Origin of the sequence: Prevotella sp. (assembly GCF_051059605.1) — a bacterium.
In the GTDB taxonomy this organism is placed as follows: Bacteria; Bacteroidota; Bacteroidia; order Bacteroidales; family Bacteroidaceae; genus Prevotella.
Genome location: NZ_CP050883.1, coordinates 1,340,885 through 1,361,449 on the forward strand (window position 1 = coordinate 1,340,885; position 20,565 = coordinate 1,361,449).

Below are 20,565 nucleotides of genomic sequence, written 5' to 3' on the forward strand. Positions count from 1 at the left end.
TAGATTATTTTTTTATGCTTGAATCTTGAATATGACTTTTCTCAAACAGTCAGATTCAGAGATACATGGTGCATGACCATCCTGTGGAAAGAAAATAGCCATCTGTCCTGGATTAAGTGTCACATAAGTCTGTGGCTCTACATCAGGAAGTTTAGCAATATCCTTCTGTTCATTAAATTCTGCCTCAGGCAATTCATCAACCGGAGTATATCCAAAAGTTTCAGAATCACTGACAGGGATTTGAATATCTATCATTTTCTTATGAAACTCAAGAACAGCATCTTGTAATTTCTTGCCAGGGTTAGCTTGTACATTAACAAACAAGTCTGTCCCCTTAATCTCATGTTTTCCTTCTTCGAGTGTATTGAGGTCATTGTTTTCCAAAAACTTCACTACATCAGCGAATAACGGATTAAGACTTATATATTTATCTAGATTCTCAATTTTATCAATTATCATAATTTCAGTGTTTTTAAGTTGTTGTTTTTATATTATCTATTGTATTAGTCTAGAAATAATTTACCACTTTCATAATGTCCAGTTCTTGTGACGTTTCCGTTACGATCTTTCTCTACAAAACGTCCGTCACGAACATCATCTACATAAGAACCTTCAAAACGGTTTCCATCCTTATCCTCCTCAATAGCAGCACCATTGCGAAGACCTTTCTTATATGTTCCCTTGAAACGGCTTCCATTAGCATAATGGATAATTACTTCTCCTTCAATATGTCCGTCTTTAAAGTCACCTTCAAACACATCACCATTTTTCTTGGTAAGTTTACCATGTCCATTTTGCAAATCATTCTTCCATAAGCCTACATATACATCACCAGTACGCCATTCATAAGTCCCCATACCGTCCTTTTCGCCTTCATTGAAATGTCCAGTGTAACGATCACCAGATGCATATTTGAAGATACCTTCACCAGTACGTTCGCCCTGTGCATAATCACCTTCATATACATCGCCATTCTGGAACTTATAAATACCGCTACCATTCTGTATATCATCAGCCCAATTACCTATATATACATCACCATCAGCATACTTATTTATTCCTTTTCCGGAACGTTGATTATTTGCCCACATACCATCATATGTAGTACCATCGCCCCAATCAAAGAAACCATGTCCACTTTTTTGGTCGGCTTTCCACATTCCATCGTAATATGCACCACTTGAATAGGTATAACGTCCCTTTCCCTCACGTTTATCCTGAGACCAAGAACCATCATACTTATCACCATTATAATAATACATTATACCCTGTCCCTGCTGAAAATCGCGGAACCATAAACCTACATATTTATTATTGTTGGAGAAATAAAAAGTTCCACGACCATGTTGTTGATCTTGAAACCATTGTCCTTCATATTTTTCACCATCAGAAAAAGAGTAAACGCCATATCCATCGCGTTTACCTTTTATATACTCACCGACATAACTGTCACCATTCTTGAAGACAGTATTACCTTTGCCGTTGGGTTTTCCATTCATCATCTGTCCCTTATATTGACCATCGTCATGAGTCGTGCACGAGCCTAGAACTATCTTCTGTGCTGTAGCCATGAATGGTAGAATTAAGGATATTATTGATATAATAAGTTTTTTCACTGTTTTCCAAATTATAGTTTCAAGCCCAAAGTTAACAAAATAATGGTGAATAGCAAAATAAGTTAGTATTTTTTATTAATTTTGCACCAACAAACAACAAAAAAGGAAGATGAAATTTATAGGATTAATCCCTGCCCGATACGCTTCAACACGTTTTCCGGGCAAGCCACTTGCCCTTTTGGCTGGCAAGCCAGTGATACAACATGTATACGAACAGGCTTCAAAAGTTCTTGACGCCGTATATGTTGCGACAGATGACGAAAGAATATATAATAAGGTAGAGGAATTTGGCGGTAAAGCTGTGATGACATCAACAGAACATCATAGCGGTACAGACCGAATTGAAGAAGCTCTACAAAAAGTAGGTGGTGATTTTGATGTAGTTGTAAACATCCAGGGGGACGAGCCTTTCATACAAAAATCTCAAATAGAGACTCTTTGTAAATGTTTTGATGACAAAAATACACAGATAGCCACATTAGGAAAGCCTTTTGAGAGCATTGAAGCGGTAGAAAATCCAAACTCTCCTAAAATAGTCCTTGACAACAATGGTTATGCAATGTACTTCAGTCGTAGCATCATACCATTTATACGGGGTGTTGAAAAGAGTGAATGGCTAAAGAAACATACTTTCTTAAAACATCTTGGTGTATATGCATACAGGTCAAACGTTCTAAATGAAATAACAAAACTGCCTCAATCAGAATTGGAGCTTGCTGAAAGTCTTGAACAACTACGCTGGCTACAAAACGGATACATGATAAAAGTTGGACTGACTAATGCAGAAACCGTTGGCATTGACACCCCGGATGACCTAAAAAGGGCTGAGGAATTTATTCGTAATCGTCAATAACATTATTTGTAAAGTCCATCATTGGTTTGGCTGTCTTCAAAATATCTACCATATTTTCTAGCCAGCCATCACCTTCATAATAATCATCTGAAACATATTTCCAACAAGCATAGTCTTTCATTTTAAGATACTCAATAAACTCATAATCACGAGGAAATCCTTTTGGAGATGTCTTAAGATGTGTTAGTCCAAATCCTTTTCCACTATGCTTTTCCCAGTCACCCTCATTAGGATAACCAAATTGATTAATAAACTTACCATTCTCCACACACTTACGCCACTCATCAATATTTCCCATGATCTCATTTCTACAAGCCGTAAGGATGTTTGTCGGCAACCAATAAGCCCCAGCTGAAACGAGACATGCTCCAGGCTGAAGATGAATATAATATCCGGCATGAAGAGCTTTTTTCCCATGAGCGCCTATAAATGCCCCGAAATGATCTTTGTATGGTCGTTTGTCTTCTCTGAAACGAACATCACGATAAAAACGAAAACATGCATCCTTGGCTGTTATGTGTGAAATAGAAGGATCAAACTGCGAAATAGCAGCAATTGCCTTTGTCACACCTGCCTCAAATTCGGCTTTGCAACAATCATATTCGTCCTTATGCTCATGAAACCAATCACGATTATTGTTTTTGGAAACATCACTTAAGAAATTCAAAATTCTTTTAGCATCCATAGTTTATTTATTTCGTTATTCTGTTGCAAAGATACTATTTTTTTGTATTTTTGCAACATGACAAGAAAAGAAAGATTCAACTATATATTAGATTACTTCGGTAAGGAAGTTGGAAACGTAACAACTGAACTTGATTTCGGTAGTGCTTTTCAATTACTCGTTGCGACTTTACTTAGCGCACAATGCACTGACAAACGCATAAACATGGTCACCCCAAACTTGTTTAAGCACTATCCTACTGCGAATGAAATGGCAAAGGCTGATGTTGAAGACATTTTCGAATTAGTTAAGAGCGTAAGCTATCCTAATGCGAAAGCGAATCACCTTTCAGAAATGTCAAAAATGCTGGTGAGTGACTTTGATGGGAACGTGCCTGACAACACAGAAGATTTAACAAAATTGCCTGGAGTTGGAAGAAAAACGGCAAACGTAATTCAAGCTGTATGGTTTGGCAAACCTACTCTTGCTGTTGACACACATGTATATAGAGTAAGCCACAGGCTAGGACTTGTTCCAGCTAATGCCAATACTCCGTTTAAAGTTGAATGTGAACTATTGAAATACATTCCAGAGGATGAAGTAACAAACGCTCATCACTGGTTACTTTTACACGGAAGATATACATGTAAAAGCCTGAATCCGCAATGCGATAAATGTGGATTGAATGATATATGCCCAAAGATTATGGAAGGAAGTAAACTGGCTTAAAATAAATATAACAGATTAATGCAAATAAAAAAGGTTGAAAGAATTTCTTTCAACCTTTTATATTATAAATAATGATATATATTATTTCTTCTCTGCAGCACCAGCCATCTTTGCAGAAGGCTTGTATGACTTGTTAAGACCTGCAATAACTTCATTTGTTATATCATAAGTCTTATCAGCATAAAGAAGGTTATCACCTGCCTTGCTCAAAATCAAAGTATATTTCTTATCCTTGTTATAAACCTTAAGGAAATTCTGTATACTGTCACGAAGAGCATTATTATATTTATTTGTCTCACTCTGGAACTCAGCACTCAAACGTTGATTCAATGTCTGCAAATCAGCATTCTGTCTCTGCAAACCAGCATTGATAGCCTCAGCTTGCTCACGTGTATAAGCATTCTGCTGAACTTTCTGCTGAAAATTAGCAGCTGCTGCCTGTAGTTGCTGCTGCTTTGCAGCAAGAGTACTCTGAATATTCTGACCCTTCTTCTGTAAAGTCAAAGAATAGTCCTTACAGAACTTGTATTGACTCATAATACTGTCAACTTCAACATAAGCAATCTTAAGTTTTGTTGGATTTGACTGAGCGGCATCAGATTTAGAGTCCAGCTTTGGAGCAGACTGGTCGCAACTAGTCATAGCCATCGTAGCTACAGCTACAACTGCCATGGTCTTGAAAATGTTTTTCTTGTTCATTTTTATTTATCTTTTAACTTTTTGAATCAATGAATCCACAGTACACATTAGCTAATCAATAAGCTTTTCCAGCTTTACGAGCCTCTTTGTCCTGATCGATAACACAGTGTATGCCCTTCTTTCGCAATCCAGGATTATCATGGACATGCTGAGAAGAAAACTGCCCATTCTTGCGGAGAATGATTTTCACGCATAATAATGCAACACATATAGCAATTATTAACACGCTCAATAATAATGTTTCTACCATTTTTATTACTTTTGCAGTGAATCTTTTACACTAAACAGTGGCAAAGGTAACATAAAACAATAAAAGGACAAAATAAAACAAAATAAAAAGATATAAAAAATGAGTAATGCAGAATTAAAACCAGCTCATGTATTTGAGCAGTTCGCCGAAATTAACAAAATCCCACGCCCATCAAAGCATGAGGAAATGATGATTGAATATCTTAAGAAGTTTGGTGCAAGCCATAATCTTGAGACAAAAGTTGACGAAACTGGTAATGTTCTTATACGCAAACCTGCAACAAAGGGATTTGAAAACCGTGCGACAACAATATTACAAAGCCACATGGATATGGTTTGTGACAAACTTGTTGACGTGGACTTTGATTTCCACAAAGATGCGATACAAACATACGTTGATGGAGAATGGTTACACGCAAAAGGTACAACTCTTGGTGCAGATGACGGTATTGGAGTTGCTATAGAATTAGCAATTCTTGTCAGCCAAGATATAGAACACGGTCCTATTGAATGCGTTTTCACACGTGATGAAGAAACCGGACTTACTGGAGCATTTGGCATGAAGTCTGATTTCATGAGCGGTAAGTATCTTATAAACCTTGATTCAGAAGATGAAGGACAAATATTCGTAAGTTGCGCAGGAGGTATTAATACAACAGCTACATTCACATTCAAACGTGAGAAAGCACCCGCAAACTACTTCTTTATGGAAGGTTCACTAAAAGGATTAAACGGAGGTCATTCTGGTGACGACATAAACAAGAAGAGAGCAAACGCTATAAAGATCATGGCACGCTTCCTATATATGGAACAGGACAAAATGGATATCCGTCTTGCACAATGGAACTCTGGAAAAATGCACAACGCTATACCTCGCGATGGAAAAATAATATTTACTGTTCCTACAGATAAGAAAGAAGAGGTTATGTCTGATTGGAATATATTCGCAGCTGACGTAGAAGGCGAGTTCCATGTAACAGACCCAACTATGGTTTGGGACATGCATAGCACAGACTCACAAGATGTTTTGGCAAAGACGGCATCACACAATGTAATTCTTGCTTTGCAAGCTTTAGACAATGGTCCGCTTACAAACTGCCAAGACGAAGCAATTGCATATATGGTTGAAACATCAAGTAACGTAGCTAGCGTGCAGAGTGAAGAAGATAAGATTACTATAGTTTCAAGTCAGAGAAGTAATGTAATGAGCAATCTTCGCAATATGGCAAACGCTATAAAAGCCACATTCGAACTTGCAGGAGCCAACGTTGAACAAAATGATGGTTATCCAGCATGGAAAATGAATCCAGAAAGCAAACTTGTGAAGATTACTGTTGAAGCATACAAAAAGCTATTTGGAAAAGATCCTGTTGTAAAAGGTATTCATGCAGGATTGGAATGCGGACTATTCTCAGAGAAGTATCCTAACTTAGACATGGTTAGCTTTGGCCCGACACTACGTAATGTCCACACTCCAGACGAGTGTTTGTTCATTCCTACAGTACAAATGGTTTGGGATCATCTTTTGGAAATACTTAATAACATTCCACAGGAGTAAATCACTTACTATATATAACAAGAAAAGAGGTCTCAAAAAACGAGACCTCTTTTTTCATGTACATATATATAAACTATGTTCGCATCAGGCCAAAGCCTTGCGTATATATTCCCGAACCTCCTTACGGGCTGAACCAAGACGATGTTCAACACTTTTGTAATTCATATCTAATGTCTGAGAAATTTCAGACACTTTCATACCATTATATATGTTTAGACGATAAATCTTTTGTTGATGCTCAGACAAAGATGTTATACCGTGTTCCAAGATCTCATTGATCTCATTTACAGAGTAAACCGACATTGGATTATCAGAAGATACCCCTGCAAACATTCCTCCAGAATGCTTTACATAATGCTCATATTCGTCAACATACTTACGATGACGCCAATAATCATATATCAAGTTGCGAGCTGTTGTATAAACTAGACTTGGTAATGTAACAGGAGTGACCATGCTATCTATAGACATCAACTTTAAAAAGACATTCTGAACAATGTCCTCAGCGGTCTCACTATATAGCAAGCGTTTAGCAACAAAGGCTTTGAGCTCTTCGTAATGTTGAGAGTAATATTCAGCGATTATACTGAATTCGGCATTAGTATCTTTCATAAATTCCAACCTATAAAATGGTTTTGATTTACGCAAAGATAATACAAATATTTTGTCCCGTAAAACCTAAAAACATTAATTCTGTTTAAATGAAACATATTATTATGAAAACGATAACATTTTGTTACAACAGAAAAAGAATATGATATACCAGATAAAATGACATGTAACAGAAAACAAACAAATTGAGACAAATTTTAGACATCCTCTAATATTTGTGAGAATAAAAACAATACAATCAAATAATAATTGAGACGTTTCAGACTTCTCTTGAAGCTGAACATATAAAAACTGGCTCAGTTCATCAACTTAGGCATTTAATAATGCTACGCATAATTTTCAGCAATCTTAAAGAGGAAGAATCTTGCATCAGTCACTCCTCTAGATGTGGCCCAAAAATCCATTGGACTTTAGTTTTATTCCTAAAATCCGCAACAGAATATATTGTAATTTATATAATCGTCATTAATCCCTGATTATCATAGAAAATGACTTTATGCTCATTATGAGCGTGATATGGGCTTGGTCGATTCAATAATACCCCTTACCCAATGATTTCATTGTAGACATAAAAGTCTCCCAAGAGGGTTTCGATCCGCTGACGGACGTAAGAAATGGCTTAGAATATATTGATGCCTGACATGGCTCTATCTTGCCCGAAATGAAAGCTCCCAAAGAAAAAGTCAGAAAAATACTAAAGTTACAATTCATAACATGATAGTTGTATGAAAGAAAGAAGCTACGCCAAAAGACTAACTTTTGACACAGCCCTATACAAATTATAGCTCAAGGACTTCATGTTATTTACCGGTGAACACTCCACAGAAGCAGATGTTGCCAAAGGCATCGTAAATGGCGTAGAAGAACGGGCGGGCGGCATTGAAGTCCAGCTTCGTGGGATGTTTGCTGACGATAGCGGACAACTCCGTAACCTCACTGATGGTCGTAGCCGTTGCGGTGGTGCCATATTGATCGACGGCAATTTCTGCATCCTGAATCATCTTTTCCACATACAAGGGTATCGCGCCGTCATTCATCCGTGAGAAGTTGGGCTCCCCACCGATGAACATCTTTCCATATCCAAGATTTGCCAGGCTCTCCTTCATGTCGGTCTTCACCTTGGTCGTGAAGACGGGCAAGTGTATAAGGATTTCGTTGTAATGGTGCAAACCATGCTGAATGCGTTTGAGACGGTCCACCGTGAGCGTGCCGAGCAACGTCGATATAGTAGAACCCTTTGCCGGAAGGATGACCACCATGCTGAACTGGCCGTCGTAAGGGAGCCAGACGGCAGAGCAGAGGCTGTCGCTCATTCCGCTGAGTTTCATTTCATCATCGTAATTTTCCATCATAGTGACTTCCACACTATCGCCAGAGACGGTCTGGAATGGTGCCTTCTTCAGATCGTAGAAGTAGGACATCCACTGTGCCTTGAATGTGATCTTATTTGTCAGAGTCGCTGTATGCTTTATCCCCCAGCTATGGCTCACTGTAGCAAAATAACTGTCCTCTAGACAGGACCTGTATCTCTCACTGATATTGATGCCCTTATCCTCAAAGGTGTTGGCAGTTGTCAACATCGACGACCCGTGAACCATGCCGCCGGTAGGCTTCTGCTGACCAATCATCATCCGGTGGTTGAGCGCATCCACACTGTCCAAGTCTACCTTCCCAGCACCGATAGCCTTCTGCAGTTCTGACAACGTGGAACCATTAGCTCCACTGGCCAACATGGATAGGTTGTATCTGATGCCCGATGGGGACACCACAGTACTTTTCTCCGGTTCTTTGATCACGAGGTTCTGCAGCACAGACAGTCCGAGTGCATTGCTCGCATCCACCTGCGCCGATTCTTGAGCAGTCAGTTTATAAGACACCTTCTCTTTTGCCGCAGCCTCCTCCAGACTGGTGTTGTTTGGGACATTCTCCTTGCAGCCCATCAGTACTGCAGACGCAGCGAGGGTTAATACCATCAATTTGTTATAGTTCATATCCTTAATTCCGCAACCATGTGCGTTATTTGTTGTTAAACTAATTTGTAAGTCACTGAGGAACAATAAATTCCTCAGAGTTTTTCCATCTCAAGATTTTTCACTAATCTTATGGTGCAAAAACGAAAGAGTGCAAAACTCGATAGACTTCGTAAAGATAGCAATTAAATCTGAGAACATCGCCCCCTACGGTGGATTTTTATGTTATGGACGAATTTAAGCACACAAGGTTGAGCGATCTCGTGGATAGCCGTCTTGGAAGGCGCGGCACCTCTCACGGCTATCAGTACAGCGACATTTTACTTCACAAGTGGCACTTTTGATATCTATGTGCAAATTAGAAACTCTATATAACTTTATCAAAATTCATCAAACGATCCTCTCCAACAAAGTTCATTCCATCAGCCAAATTGCGCAACTAATTGAGTTATGATTATCAAAAATATTTTTTGATTTTTGATTTTTCAATGTTGTTTCCTACATGTTTTTGCCAAACGTATTGTTATACAACATGTTAGACCATGTAGGTTTGTCCGTTGTTGACTTAATACAGAAAAGGTATACATCGTTTTAACAATTAAATGATGGAAAATCAAAAGAAAAAAAAGGAACATCGAAGTTACAGTCGTGACTTCAAGCTTCAAGTATTAAAAGACATGTATGAGCATGATTTGTCATATGGTTTTACTGCTCGCAAATATGGGATATTGGCAGCCCATTCTTTACATTTGTGGGAAAAAGAGTTTCCCTTAACCAATAAATCATTATCTTTGTCAACAACAACAATACAAAAGGTAATGAGTATGCGTAAGAAAAAAGATGAAGCCAAAGCAGCTTTGGTTAAGACAAAAGAAGAGCAACTTGAGTATGAGATATCTTGCCTTCGTAAAGCTCTTGAGTATTCCGAACTTCGCAATGAAGCTCTTAATGAGTTATTAAAAATAGGCAAGGAAGATTACGGAATCGACTTATTAAAAAAAGCTGGCGCCAAACAGTAAATAGCCTTCGCACCAGACATTCTAATCTATCAATAGAATGTCTGAGTGGGCTGTTTGGTAAAACACGTGTAGGCTATTATTCAGTAAGCAAGGAGATGCTGGAAAAACGAAAATTGACAGAGACTACAACTATCAGTATAGTCAGAGAAGTACGCAATGAAGCTCCAGGCATAGGAGCATACAAACTCTTTATCATGCTTAAGGAGTTATATGCAGAAAAGATGGTTGGGCGGGATAAATTCTACGCTTTGTTGCATTTTCACCATCTTATGCTCAAGCCCCAGCGTAAACGGCATACGACAAATTCAAATCACCATTATCACAAGTACAAGAATATGATCAAGAACTTTATACCGACTGCTCCCAATGAGTTATGGGTTGCTGATATTACTTATATAGAAACAAAAGACGGTGTGTGTTATCTACATCTTATCACTGATGCCTTTACACACGAGATAATCGGCTGGACATTGTCCGACACGCTTATGGCTACCAATACTATAGCAGCTTTGGAGCAGGCTATAAAGCAAGCTGGTAATTCAGACTTAAGCAAACTTATACATCATTCAGACCGAGGTTCACAATATTGTTGCAATGCTTATGTGGAACGACTTAATTCCATTTCTGCCACGATCAGCATGACAGAGGATTACAAACCTACTGACAATGCCATTGCCGAACGAGTGAATGGGATTATCAAACAGGAATGGCTGTATCGTATGGACAGACCTAAAAACTTAGAGGATGCAAGGAAAATTATAAGCTCCATTATTAATTTCTATAATAACAAAAGGCCACACATGAGTAACTGTATGAAGACTCCAGCAGAGATGAGAATGCAATTTAGGTAGTTGCTCTTTGGAGGCTTCACGCCTCCAGCCGCAAGGCAAACCACCGTGGTGTTTTTCATGGGAATGTATTTGTGTATAGAGGAATTTTATTTAACTTTGTAAGAGAAATGTACATATTAAACTGATTTGTAATAAGATTTCAATATATCAATTGTTTCTGTAAAGGATTTCAGTATTCGTAAAGTATATCAGTAAGGGTTTAAAAAATATGTATAGTGTTTCAGAATGTATAACTACAAATGTGTATACCTATTCCAGTCATAGTCATGTTATACATTTTAGGGAGTGATTAGGCCCTAATCACTCTATTATCCTACATGCTTTTCGGAGTGATTAGGCCCTTATTACTCAAAGGCGCACCGAATAAGGTGATTTTATATTTGCAGTACTTCATACATTTTTACTATAAAAGGATTTGATTATAAACATTTGTGGTTATACTTACTGAATCACGATACATTATTTTAAGTTTTTACTAAATGACTTTATAGTTTCTGAAATCCTTTACTAAAAAAGTTGATATATAAAGATGCTTTATAAAACAGTTTGGTTTCGAAATAGAAATAATATTTTGATATTCATGGTTTTCAAGAAAGATATCATGGTGATTTGCTTTACAGTCAGATACATAACTTAATATTACAACAAAAAAGCGGCTTTTGTATTGTCATTGGGTCAAAATCCATCGTTTTAAGTACAAATACGTGCTTATAATGTAGGAATCATGTAGGAAAGATGTAGGATAAGGAACATACCTACATAAGGTAATCTATTGACTAGTAATTATTTAAGTCAAAAATGTAGGTAATGTAGGTTTGTTCTATGTTTTTTTTGGGGATTCTTCATTTATTTAGGGGGTTGATATTCTCGGTAAATTGTATTTGATCTTAGTAATTTTTATGCCAAATCTATTAAACATAAATCTTTTAATTACCTTGATTTTATTGACTATTTAATTTGAGCACAGTATGTCCAAACTTATGAACTGCCCCCACTAATGTCATAATGTCACAAAACCTTTGTCTACAAGGGTTAAGCGAGTAATATTAAAAAGATATTCTGTTAGCGATGGAAAATAAAGTCCTGGGTATAAAAAAAGAGAAATTCAATAAAGAATTTCTCTTTTTGTGACTCTGCTGGGATTCAAACCCGGAACCTTCTGATCCGTAGTCAGATGCTCTATTCAGTTGAGCTACAGAGCCATTTTTATGGTTTTGCAATTGAATGTGACTCCGCTGGGATTCAAACCCGGAACCTTCTGATCCGTAGTCAGATGCTCTATTCAGTTGAGCTACGGAGCCTCATTTCTTATTTGCGTGTGCAAAAGTAATACTTTTAATTGGAATGAAGAAACATAACATCAAGTTATTTCTTTACATTAACATTTATTAAGTATTACTTCTGCACTAAGATAGATATTACTTTATCAAATCAACAGAACGCTTCAGGAATGAATCAAGAGCCTGTCCCTTCAACATTCCGTTCTGCAACAAAGCCAAGTCTATGAGCTGATGAACAATCTCATCATCCTTTGCATACTCCGAAATAATCTCAGTCTGCTTGGTTTTCTGCTCGTTTATTGCTTTCTCTGTATTCTGCAAATCATCCTTTTCTTCCTTAGTTACCTCTTCAGGCTTCTTACTAGACTGACTCTGATGCAGTGCTGTAAGACGTGCCTGCAAGCCTTTCAGCTCACTAAGAATAGGTTTAAGAGCATTTGATATCTTGTTATTGCAGTTATCAAGTACCTTCTTAACCAAAGAATGATCACTGTTAAGAACTAAAGTGTAACTGTCAGGCATTTGCTGATAGAAACTCATTCCTGGCTGGAACTGACTAATCTGCTTCATTCTACGCATATACTCACTCTGTGTTATCACTACAGGTTGATTATTTTCGCCTAGAGACTGAACCTCAACATTAAATTCTGCCTTTTCAAGATGTGGCATCTGTGAACTAAATACCTTTGAAAGGTTATTGCTGTCATCGGCATCAAGATTATTCTCCTTAGTATCCTCCTTAGCAATAAGTCGATCTGCAATATCAGCATCAACACGTGTGAAACGAACCTTTTCAAGTTTTTGTTCAAGCATGCTGACAATAGGAGTATCCAACTGACCGTCGAGCAATAAGACATTATATCCTTTATTCTTTGCTGCCTCAATATAAGTGTACTGCTCCTCCATGTTATTTGCATAGAGATAAACTAGATAACCTTCCTTATCTGTCTGCTCATCTTTAATCAAAGTCTTATATTCCTCGAATGTAAAATACTTACCTTCAACATCCTTCAACAATGTAAAGTCCTTAGCGCGATCATAGAAATCTTCTTGTGAAAGCATACCATAGTTGATGAATATCTTCAAGTTATCCCATTTTTCCTCATATCCTTTGCGATCTTCCTTGAAGATACTCTGCAAACGGTCAGCAACCTTCTTTGTGATATAAGTAGAAATCTTCTTAACATTAGCATCACTCTGCAAATAGCTTCGACTTACATTCAAAGGAATATCTGGAGAATCGATTACACCATGCAACAAAGTAAGGAACTCTGGAACAATACCTTCAACTTGATCTGTTACGAAAACTTGATTGCAATACAACTGAATCTTGTTGCGCTGCAACTCAATGTTATTCTTTATACGTGGGAAATAAAGAATACCCGTGAGATTAAATGGATAATCCACATTAAGATGAATCCAGAACAATGGCTCATCCTGCATAGGATACAGTTCGCTATAAAATTTCTTATAATCTTCGTCTTTAAGACTTGCAGGAGCTTTTGTCCAAAGTGGTTCTATGCTATTTATAACATTATCCTCGTCTGTATCAACCTGTTTGCCGTCTTTCCATTCACTCTTCTTGCCAAATACCAATGGTACAGGCATAAACTTACAATACTTATTAAGTAGTTCCTCGATCTTTGATTTCTGAAGGAATTCTTTACAGTCATCACTTATATGCAATACAATCTCACTACCACGTCCCTCTTTCTCTACATCCTCTATCTCGAAAGAAGGAGTACCGTCACAAGTCCACTTAACACCCTTTGAACCATCCTTGTAAGAACGAGTGATAATGTCTACACGGTCGCTTACCATGAAACTAGAATAGAATCCCAATCCAAAATGTCCAATAATAGCATTTGCATTATCTTTATACTTATCAAGGAAGTCAGTAACACCAGAGAAAGCTATCTGATTGATATACTTATCAATCTCTTCTTCTGTCATACCAATACCATTATCACTTATAGTAATGGTCTTTGCAGCCTCATCCAAAGTTATACGAACAGTTAATTCGCCAAGTTCGCCCTTGAAATCGCCTTTCTCTGCAAGAGTTTTAATTTTCTGCGTAGCGTCAACAGCATTACTAACCATTTCACGAAGAAAGATCTCATGATCAGAATAGAGAAACTTTTTGATAACAGGGAATATGTCCTCTGTTGTAACCCCAATATTTCCTTTTTGCATAATATTATATTTTTAAAATTTTTCATGATACAATATGCAAAGAGTGTGCCAAAAAAGAAAGGAACTCACAATAATGTAAGTTCCTTTCTTATATTTAAATTATGTATGTCATTATCCAAAGTTATCATACATAATAGCATCATTTTCAACTCCGAGACTGTCAAGATAGTCAGTAACAGTCTTGATTAGCATTGGAGGTCCACAAAGATAGTACTCGCAATCTTCTGGTGTTTCGTGGTCTTTAAGATATGTATCACGAATACAATTAACAGCAAATCCGGCATAATATTTAACACCAGCTGCATCAGCTTTAGGATCAGGGCGGTCTAAAGATAAATGCATGTGGAAATTAGGGAATTCTTTTTCAAGTTCCCAAAAGTCTTCAAGGAAGAATGCTTCGCTTAATGCACGTGCACCATAGAAGAAGTGCATATCTCTGTCAGTAGTATGCAAAGTTTTTGTCATGTGCATAATTTGCGCACGCAAAGGAGCCATACCAGCACCACCACCAATCCATATCATCTCTTTACCTGATGTGAAATTAGGATGGAAATCTCCATAAGGACCACTCATTCTAACCTTATCACCAGCTTTTAAAGAGAAAATATAAGAAGATCCAATTCCTGTAGGAACATCCATGAAACCAACTTGTGGACGTGGCAGGAATGGTGTTGAAGCAATACGTACAGTAAGAGTTATGATATCACCTTCTGCAGGGTAGTTTGACATTGAATACGCACGTACAGTCGGCTCTGGATTATGAGCTTTCAACGAAAGGAGATTAAAATTCTTCCATGCAGAGATATACTCTTCGCCTATTAATTCCTTATCGAAATCCTTATCATAATCTATACAATCGTATGCAGGAATAGTAATCTGCGCATAAGAACCAGGGACAAAGTCCATGTGTTCCCCAGGGGGTAACGCAACTTTGAATTCCTTTATAAAAGAACTTACGTTCTTATTTGAAATAACGGTACACTCCCACTCTTTCACTCCAAGTATACTCTCTGGCACTTTAATATTCAAGTTACCGTTAACTTTACACTGGCATCCTAGACGCCAATGTTCCTTGACTTCTTTACGTGTAAAATGTGAACGTTCTGAATCTAATATTTCACCGCCGCCTTCCAATACCTGTACTTTGCACTGACCACAACTAGCTTTACCACCGCAGGCAGAAGGAAGATAGATACCATTTTCGTTAAGAGTAGACATCAAGCTGTCACCTTGAGTTACAGATATTTTTTTGTCATCATTAACAATCACTTCTACGCTCCCGCTAGGTGAAAGGTATTTCTTTGCGACAAGCAGTATTATGACTAAAAGGAGAATTGTAGCGAGAAAAACTCCTATACTTACTAATATAAATTGTCCCATATTATTATTTTCTCCCTTTTTTAAAATTTAAGACCAGAGAAGCACATCATTGCCATTGCCATAAGACCGACGGTAATGAATGTTATGCCTAATCCCTGAAGAGGTTTTGGCACATCACTATATTGCATTTTTTCTCTTATCGCTCCCATTGATACGATTGCTAGTGTCCAACCAAAACCACTACCAACTGCATAAGCTATTGCATCCCACACATTACCTATATACTGTGTGTTTGAAGGATCAAGATTAATACGCTGCTGCATAAACAGTGACGCACCCATAATAGCACAGTTCACGGCAATAAGCGGAAGAAATATACCAAGAGCAGCATAAAGGGATGGTGAATATTTCTCAACAGCCATCTCAACTAACTGTGTCATGCCCGCTATGACAGCAATAAACAAAATAAAACTAAGGTATGACAAATCTACACCTTCTATAAGACAATCTGGACCCAGAACATATACCTGTAGAAGATAATCCACAGGAACTGTGACCAATAACACGAATGTTACGGCTAATCCTAGTCCTAATGAAGTCTTTACATTCTTTGATACGGCAAGAAAAGAGCACATACCCAAGAAGAATGCGAAAATCATGTTGTCCACAAATATGGATCTGAAAAATAAACTTATTAAATGTTCCATCATTTTTTCTTTTTAGGTATTATTCTTAATTTTCTTTTTCTTTATAAAAATAAGCTCTATGTATCCAGATTACACATCCCACAAGTATCAATGCCATTGCTGGCATTGTCATCATGCCATTGTTAATGTATCCAGCATCATAAGCCGACTGCGGAATAATTGTAAATCCTAGTAGCGTACCACGTCCTAAAAGTTCACGCACGGCACCAACAACAACCAATATTAATGCATAACCTAATCCATTTCCTAATCCATCAAGGAAACTAGGCCAAGGTTTGTTCATCATTGCAAAAGCTTCAAGACGTCCCATTAGTATGCAGTTTGTTATTATAAGACCTACATACACAGACAACTGAACACTTACATCATAGGCAAAAGCCTTCAGTATCTGACTGACGATTGTTACCAATGCAGCAACAACTACCAACTGAACAATAATACGAATACGATTAGGTATTGTCTTACGAATCAAAGAAACAATAACATTTGAAAAGGCAGTAATCACTGCTACGGCAAGCCCCATAACAATTGAAGGTTTTAATTGCGAAGTGACCGCAAGAGAAGAACAGATTCCAAGAACCTGTACCAATATAGGATTATTTCCATTAAACGGACCTGTTAAAACCTCTTTGTTCTCCTTTGAAAACAGTTTACTCATATCTATATTCCTCCCTATTATTTTTCATTAAGAAATGTTTTATACTTTGAGAGACAGTCCTTAAGCATGGCGCTCACGCCATTGGATGTCAAAGTGGCACCAGTAACGCCATCGCATTGTGTCGTTGGATCCTTAACGTCGCTCTTCTTAAGAACAGACAAAGCAACATCATCAGAACCATTCTTAAAGATTTTCTTTCCCTTAAACTGTTCCTGCCATGCAATATTGTCTTTTATTTCAGCACCAAGTCCTGCTGTCTCACTTTCATGATTGAAATAAGCTCCAAAAACAGTTGTTTTATCAGCATTAACAGCAATGTAACCCCATATTGGTCCCCAAAGCCCCATACCAAAAACAGGCATTACGTACTTTGTTTCTCCATTAACCTTACATACAAACAAAGCAAGTTTACCAGCCTTGTAATCCGCACTGTTTAATTTAAAACCATTTTTTTCACCACCTTCAGAACCCTTTGCTACTGTTTTTCCAGCAGCATCTATGATATCATCAGCGGTGATATCCTTAAGATACTCATCTGTAGCCTGATTATCCGAAAGATCTCTTATATTCAATGCTGCGAGAATCTGCTTTTTCTTATCAAGTGCCACATTAGCATCCTGTGCTGGTTTTAAAGCTTTGAACACGAAAGCCATTAGGAAAGCCACAATGACTACTATTATTGTTGAATACACAATGGTATATGTATTACCATTTGTATTAAATCCTTTCTTACCAGCCTGAGGAGCATTTTCTTCTCCACCCTCAGTTATCTCCTCAAATTCCGAAGACGGAGATTGGCATATTGGACATTTATCTGGGGCTGCATCGCCCTCATGGATATATCCACAAACTTTACATCTGAATTTCTTTGTTGCCATATCCGTTATTTTTTAGTTGTTAAACGTTTCATTCTCTTTGATACATTACTCTGTACGACACAGTAGTCGATAAGCGGAGCAAACATGTTCATCAACAATATTGCCAACATCATTCCCTCTGGATAACCGGCATTGAGAACTCTTATTATTATTGCCATAGCTCCAATCAAGAAACCATAGATATACTTTCCTGTTTCTGTACGCGCACCAGTAACAGGGTCAGTTGCCATAAACACGGCACCAAAACAGAAACCACCAAGCATAATGTGTTCATACCAAGGTATATGTGAACTTCCTGTTGCTGAGAACAAGAATGCCATGACTCCACCTCCAATAAAAACACTAAGCATTGTCTTCCAACTAGCTATTCTAGTCCACAACAGTATGATGGCGCCTATTGCTATTGCGATAACACTTGTTTCTCCAACAGAACCAGGTATAAAACCTGTGAACATGTCGTACATACTATATGGCACATTAATATTCTGAGAAATCTGACCAAGTGGCGTAGCACAAGTGAAAGCATCAGGTAACTGATTTCCAAGTCCAAAGATTGTATCTTTTGCAACCCATACACTATCACCACTCATTTTTGTAGGATAAGAGAAGAATAAAAACGCACGTGCTATTAATGCAACGTTGAATATATTCATACCTGTTCCTCCAAATATCTCCTTTGCGAATATCACTGCGAAAGCGATTGCAATAACCATTATCCAAATAGGACAATTCACGGGAAGAATCATTGGGATGAGGATACCACTAACAAGATATCCCTCCTGTATCTCTTCATTTTTCCATTGTGCCCAGGCAAATTCAATGCCTAAACCTACAACATACGACACTACAAGTTTTGGCAGTACTGCCAAAAAACCATAAAGGAATATCGACCAGAAAGAAGCTGTTGCTAAAGTTCCAGCAGCCATAAAGTTCTGATAACCGATATTATACATGCCAAAGAGCAAAGCCGGAAGCAAAGCTATCACAACCATGCTCATTATTCTCTTTGAATCTATTGCGTCATGAATATTTGTTCCACTCTTTGAAGTTGTATTAGGTACAAACAAGAATGTGTCAAAACCATCATACATACTTTTAAAAGCATGTAGTTTGCCACCTTCCTCAAAGTTTGGCTTTATATTATCTAGTATTTTCTTTAATGCACTCATAATTATTCGTATTACAATTTTATTTAAGCATTTTCCTTCCTCAGCATATCAAGTCCTTCACGAACAATACGCTGTAATTCTAACTTGGAAGAATCTACAAATTCAGCAAGTGCGAAGTCTTCAGGAGAGACTTCATAAATACCAAGTAACTCCATTTTATCTATATCACCAGCAATAATAGCCTTGATAAGATATTCTCCGTAAATATCCATTGGCAGCACTTTGTCATACTCTCCACTCATAATCATGTGACGTTCACCACCTTTTATTCTTGCATCAAGATTATATTCTCTTTTACCAAAAAGCCAAGAAAAATAGCTACGTGATGTAGAAAACTCCTTTGTACGTGGAAGTATCCATCCTAGTAATTCATCTACATTGTCACCTTCAGGTATGACAGTAACTTCTGATGTGGCAGCACCAATATAGTCTTCCATCGTGGTTTTCTTGCCAGTAAGAGGATTACCGTTAATTATACGTATATGATCTTCTTTTGCAAGTTTTCCATCCAATACAACAGACAAGGGGGTTCCTATGAGAGCCTCAACATAAGACGGTTCTTTAATTTCACTTCCAGCAACAGCAATGACACGACGTAGGTCAACCTTACCTGTATTAAATAATCTACCGATAATAATTACATGTGCAGGATCTACTGTCCAAACGACCTCTCCTTTATTAACCGGACAAACGTGATTCACTTGAACACCAACATTTCCTGCAGGGCACTTACCTTTAAAAATATTTATTTCCACATTCTCAGCAGTAACAAGAGCTTTAGCTGTCTGACTTGAACTTATGCCGAGATATGTTTTTTGAATTTTAGAAAGAGCATTCAAACCTGTTTGAAAATCCTTTTCATTACCTTCCAACTCTACCTCAAAGTCTGAAGCTAAAGGCATATCTCTAAATGCAGAAACAAATATTGCCTTAGGATCTGTATCTGGGGTTGTAGAAACAGCATAAGGCAATTGTTTTATATATCCAAAAATACCTGCATCTAGCAAAGCTTTCTTTACAGATTCAGCATCCAATGAGTTAACATCTTTAGACCCAAAATCAAGAAACTGCTGTTCTTCATCGGCTTTAACCTTAACATACAAGATTTTACGTCTTTCACCTCGCAATATGGTCTCAACAGTGCCACTAACAGGAGATGCGAATTTAACTTCAGGGTATTTTTTACTTACAAACAAAGGCTCACCAGCCTTAACCTTGTCACCTTCATGCACAACAATCTTCGGAGTAACTCCACAAAAGCTATCAGGCACCAAAGCATATTCCCCACTCTTCAGCGATGAAATAGTTCCCTTGCAAGCTGTTCCTTTTAGATTAATGTCTAAGCCCTTTCGTAACTTAATTACATTTTTCATAATTACTTTTATAAGTTGATTATTTCTTTTTTCTTACGAGCACATTTGCCCACCAATAAAAGCAAAATTATATACACAGCACGATCACTATAACTATAGTGTTTCGTAAAACATATTTATTTTTGCAGGCAAGCTTAAGCTTTCGATGCAAATTTAGTGAAAATTAA

19 protein-coding genes and 2 tRNA genes are annotated in these 20,565 nt (G+C 37.5%); 5 read left to right on the forward strand and 16 right to left on the reverse strand.

Going from position 1 to position 20,565, the window contains the following annotated elements; all coding sequences use genetic code 11:
- Positions 1-12: 12 nt before the first annotated feature.
- Positions 13-459 carry a YhcH/YjgK/YiaL family protein gene (locus HEQ28_RS05525; RefSeq protein WP_434504163.1) on the reverse strand — a complete coding sequence of 149 codons (447 nt, stop codon included), beginning with the start codon at positions 457-459 and terminating at the stop codon, positions 13-15.
- Between the two features lie 44 nt (positions 460-503).
- A complete protein-coding gene (locus tag HEQ28_RS05530; RefSeq protein WP_434504164.1) occupies positions 504-1,616 on the reverse strand; it encodes a phosphatidylinositol-4-phosphate 5-kinase in 1,113 nt (370 codons plus the stop codon).
- Between the two features lie 109 nt (positions 1,617-1,725).
- On the opposite strand from HEQ28_RS05530, the gene kdsB reads away from it, so the two are divergent.
- On the forward strand, positions 1,726-2,469 hold the full coding sequence (gene kdsB / locus HEQ28_RS05535; RefSeq protein WP_434504165.1) for a 3-deoxy-manno-octulosonate cytidylyltransferase: 744 nt from the start codon (positions 1,726-1,728) through the stop codon (positions 2,467-2,469).
- On the opposite strand, the gene HEQ28_RS05540 is transcribed toward kdsB, so the two are convergent.
- Complete coding sequence (locus HEQ28_RS05540; protein WP_434504166.1) at positions 2,450-3,154, reverse strand: DUF2461 domain-containing protein; 705 nt, start codon at positions 3,152-3,154, stop codon at positions 2,450-2,452. The two genes, kdsB and HEQ28_RS05540, sit on opposite strands and share 20 nt — an antisense overlap.
- Positions 3,155-3,211: 57 nt before the next feature.
- Here HEQ28_RS05540 and nth point away from each other — a divergent pair, with 57 nt between their 5' ends.
- Positions 3,212-3,862, forward strand: a complete 651-nt coding sequence (nth, locus tag HEQ28_RS05545; protein WP_434504167.1) for an endonuclease III — start codon at positions 3,212-3,214, stop codon at positions 3,860-3,862.
- Between the two features lie 81 nt (positions 3,863-3,943).
- On the opposite strand, the gene HEQ28_RS05550 is transcribed toward nth, so the two are convergent.
- Together HEQ28_RS05550 and HEQ28_RS05555 are read right to left on the reverse strand one after the other, a co-directional pair.
- A complete protein-coding gene (locus tag HEQ28_RS05550) occupies positions 3,944-4,561 on the reverse strand; it encodes an OmpH family outer membrane protein (RefSeq protein ID WP_434504168.1) in 618 nt (205 codons plus the stop codon).
- Between the two features lie 55 nt (positions 4,562-4,616).
- The gene (locus HEQ28_RS05555) at positions 4,617-4,811 is read right to left on the reverse strand and encodes a hypothetical protein (RefSeq protein WP_434504169.1); all 195 of its coding nucleotides are present in this window, start codon (positions 4,809-4,811) and stop codon (positions 4,617-4,619) included.
- 99 nt (positions 4,812-4,910) lie between these two features.
- On the opposite strand from HEQ28_RS05555, the gene HEQ28_RS05560 reads away from it, so the two are divergent.
- Positions 4,911-6,368 (forward strand): aminoacyl-histidine dipeptidase, encoded by a 1,458-nt coding sequence (locus tag HEQ28_RS05560; protein ID WP_434504170.1) that lies wholly within the window; start codon positions 4,911-4,913, stop codon positions 6,366-6,368.
- 84 nt (positions 6,369-6,452) lie between these two features.
- Here HEQ28_RS05560 and HEQ28_RS05565 read toward each other — a convergent pair whose 3' ends face one another.
- The gene (locus HEQ28_RS05565) at positions 6,453-6,980 is read right to left on the reverse strand and encodes an RNA polymerase sigma factor (RefSeq protein WP_018463402.1); all 528 of its coding nucleotides are present in this window, start codon (positions 6,978-6,980) and stop codon (positions 6,453-6,455) included.
- An 800-nt stretch (positions 6,981-7,780) separates the two neighbouring features.
- On the reverse strand, positions 7,781-8,971 hold the full coding sequence (locus HEQ28_RS05570; RefSeq protein ID WP_434504171.1) for a serpin family protein: 1,191 nt from the start codon (positions 8,969-8,971) through the stop codon (positions 7,781-7,783).
- Positions 8,972-9,552: 581 nt separating this feature from the next.
- Between HEQ28_RS05570 and HEQ28_RS05575 the strand changes: the two genes are divergently transcribed.
- Together HEQ28_RS05575 and HEQ28_RS05580 are read left to right on the forward strand one after the other, a co-directional pair.
- Entirely contained in the window at positions 9,553-9,969 is a 417-nt protein-coding gene (locus HEQ28_RS05575) for a hypothetical protein (protein ID WP_434503891.1), read from the forward strand.
- Positions 9,942-10,820: an IS3 family transposase gene (locus HEQ28_RS05580; protein ID WP_434504422.1), complete on the forward strand. Its 879-nt coding sequence runs from the start codon at positions 9,942-9,944 to the stop codon at positions 10,818-10,820. Before HEQ28_RS05575 ends, HEQ28_RS05580 begins: the two co-directional genes overlap by 28 nt.
- A 1,128-nt stretch (positions 10,821-11,948) precedes the next feature.
- Here HEQ28_RS05580 and HEQ28_RS05585 read toward each other — a convergent pair.
- From HEQ28_RS05585 to HEQ28_RS05625, 9 genes are all read right to left on the reverse strand, one after another.
- Positions 11,949-12,022, reverse strand: a tRNA-Arg gene (locus tag HEQ28_RS05585).
- A 25-nt stretch (positions 12,023-12,047) separates the two neighbouring features.
- A tRNA-Arg gene (locus HEQ28_RS05590) sits at positions 12,048-12,121 on the reverse strand.
- A gap of 117 nt (positions 12,122-12,238) precedes the next feature.
- Positions 12,239-14,293: a molecular chaperone HtpG gene (htpG, locus tag HEQ28_RS05595; protein WP_434504172.1), complete on the reverse strand. Its 2,055-nt coding sequence runs from the start codon at positions 14,291-14,293 to the stop codon at positions 12,239-12,241.
- A gap of 111 nt (positions 14,294-14,404) precedes the next feature.
- Positions 14,405-15,673 carry an NADH:ubiquinone reductase (Na(+)-transporting) subunit F gene (nqrF, locus tag HEQ28_RS05600; protein WP_434504173.1) on the reverse strand — a complete coding sequence of 423 codons (1,269 nt, stop codon included), beginning with the start codon at positions 15,671-15,673 and terminating at the stop codon, positions 14,405-14,407.
- Between the two features lie 20 nt (positions 15,674-15,693).
- The gene (nqrE, locus tag HEQ28_RS05605; protein ID WP_434504429.1) at positions 15,694-16,320 is read right to left on the reverse strand and encodes an NADH:ubiquinone reductase (Na(+)-transporting) subunit E; all 627 of its coding nucleotides are present in this window, start codon (positions 16,318-16,320) and stop codon (positions 15,694-15,696) included.
- Between the two features lie 25 nt (positions 16,321-16,345).
- Complete coding sequence (locus HEQ28_RS05610; RefSeq protein ID WP_434504174.1) at positions 16,346-16,978, reverse strand: NADH:ubiquinone reductase (Na(+)-transporting) subunit D; 633 nt, start codon at positions 16,976-16,978, stop codon at positions 16,346-16,348.
- Positions 16,979-16,995: 17 nt separating this feature from the next.
- Positions 16,996-17,856 (reverse strand): NADH:ubiquinone reductase (Na(+)-transporting) subunit C, encoded by an 861-nt coding sequence (gene nqrC, locus HEQ28_RS05615; RefSeq protein WP_434504175.1) that lies wholly within the window; start codon positions 17,854-17,856, stop codon positions 16,996-16,998.
- A gap of 5 nt (positions 17,857-17,861) precedes the next feature.
- Positions 17,862-19,025 carry an NADH:ubiquinone reductase (Na(+)-transporting) subunit B gene (locus HEQ28_RS05620; protein WP_434504176.1) on the reverse strand — a complete coding sequence of 388 codons (1,164 nt, stop codon included), beginning with the start codon at positions 19,023-19,025 and terminating at the stop codon, positions 17,862-17,864.
- Between the two features lie 23 nt (positions 19,026-19,048).
- Positions 19,049-20,398 (reverse strand): Na(+)-translocating NADH-quinone reductase subunit A, encoded by a 1,350-nt coding sequence (locus tag HEQ28_RS05625; RefSeq protein WP_434504177.1) that lies wholly within the window; start codon positions 20,396-20,398, stop codon positions 19,049-19,051.
- Between the last annotated feature and the right edge of the window lie 167 nt (positions 20,399-20,565).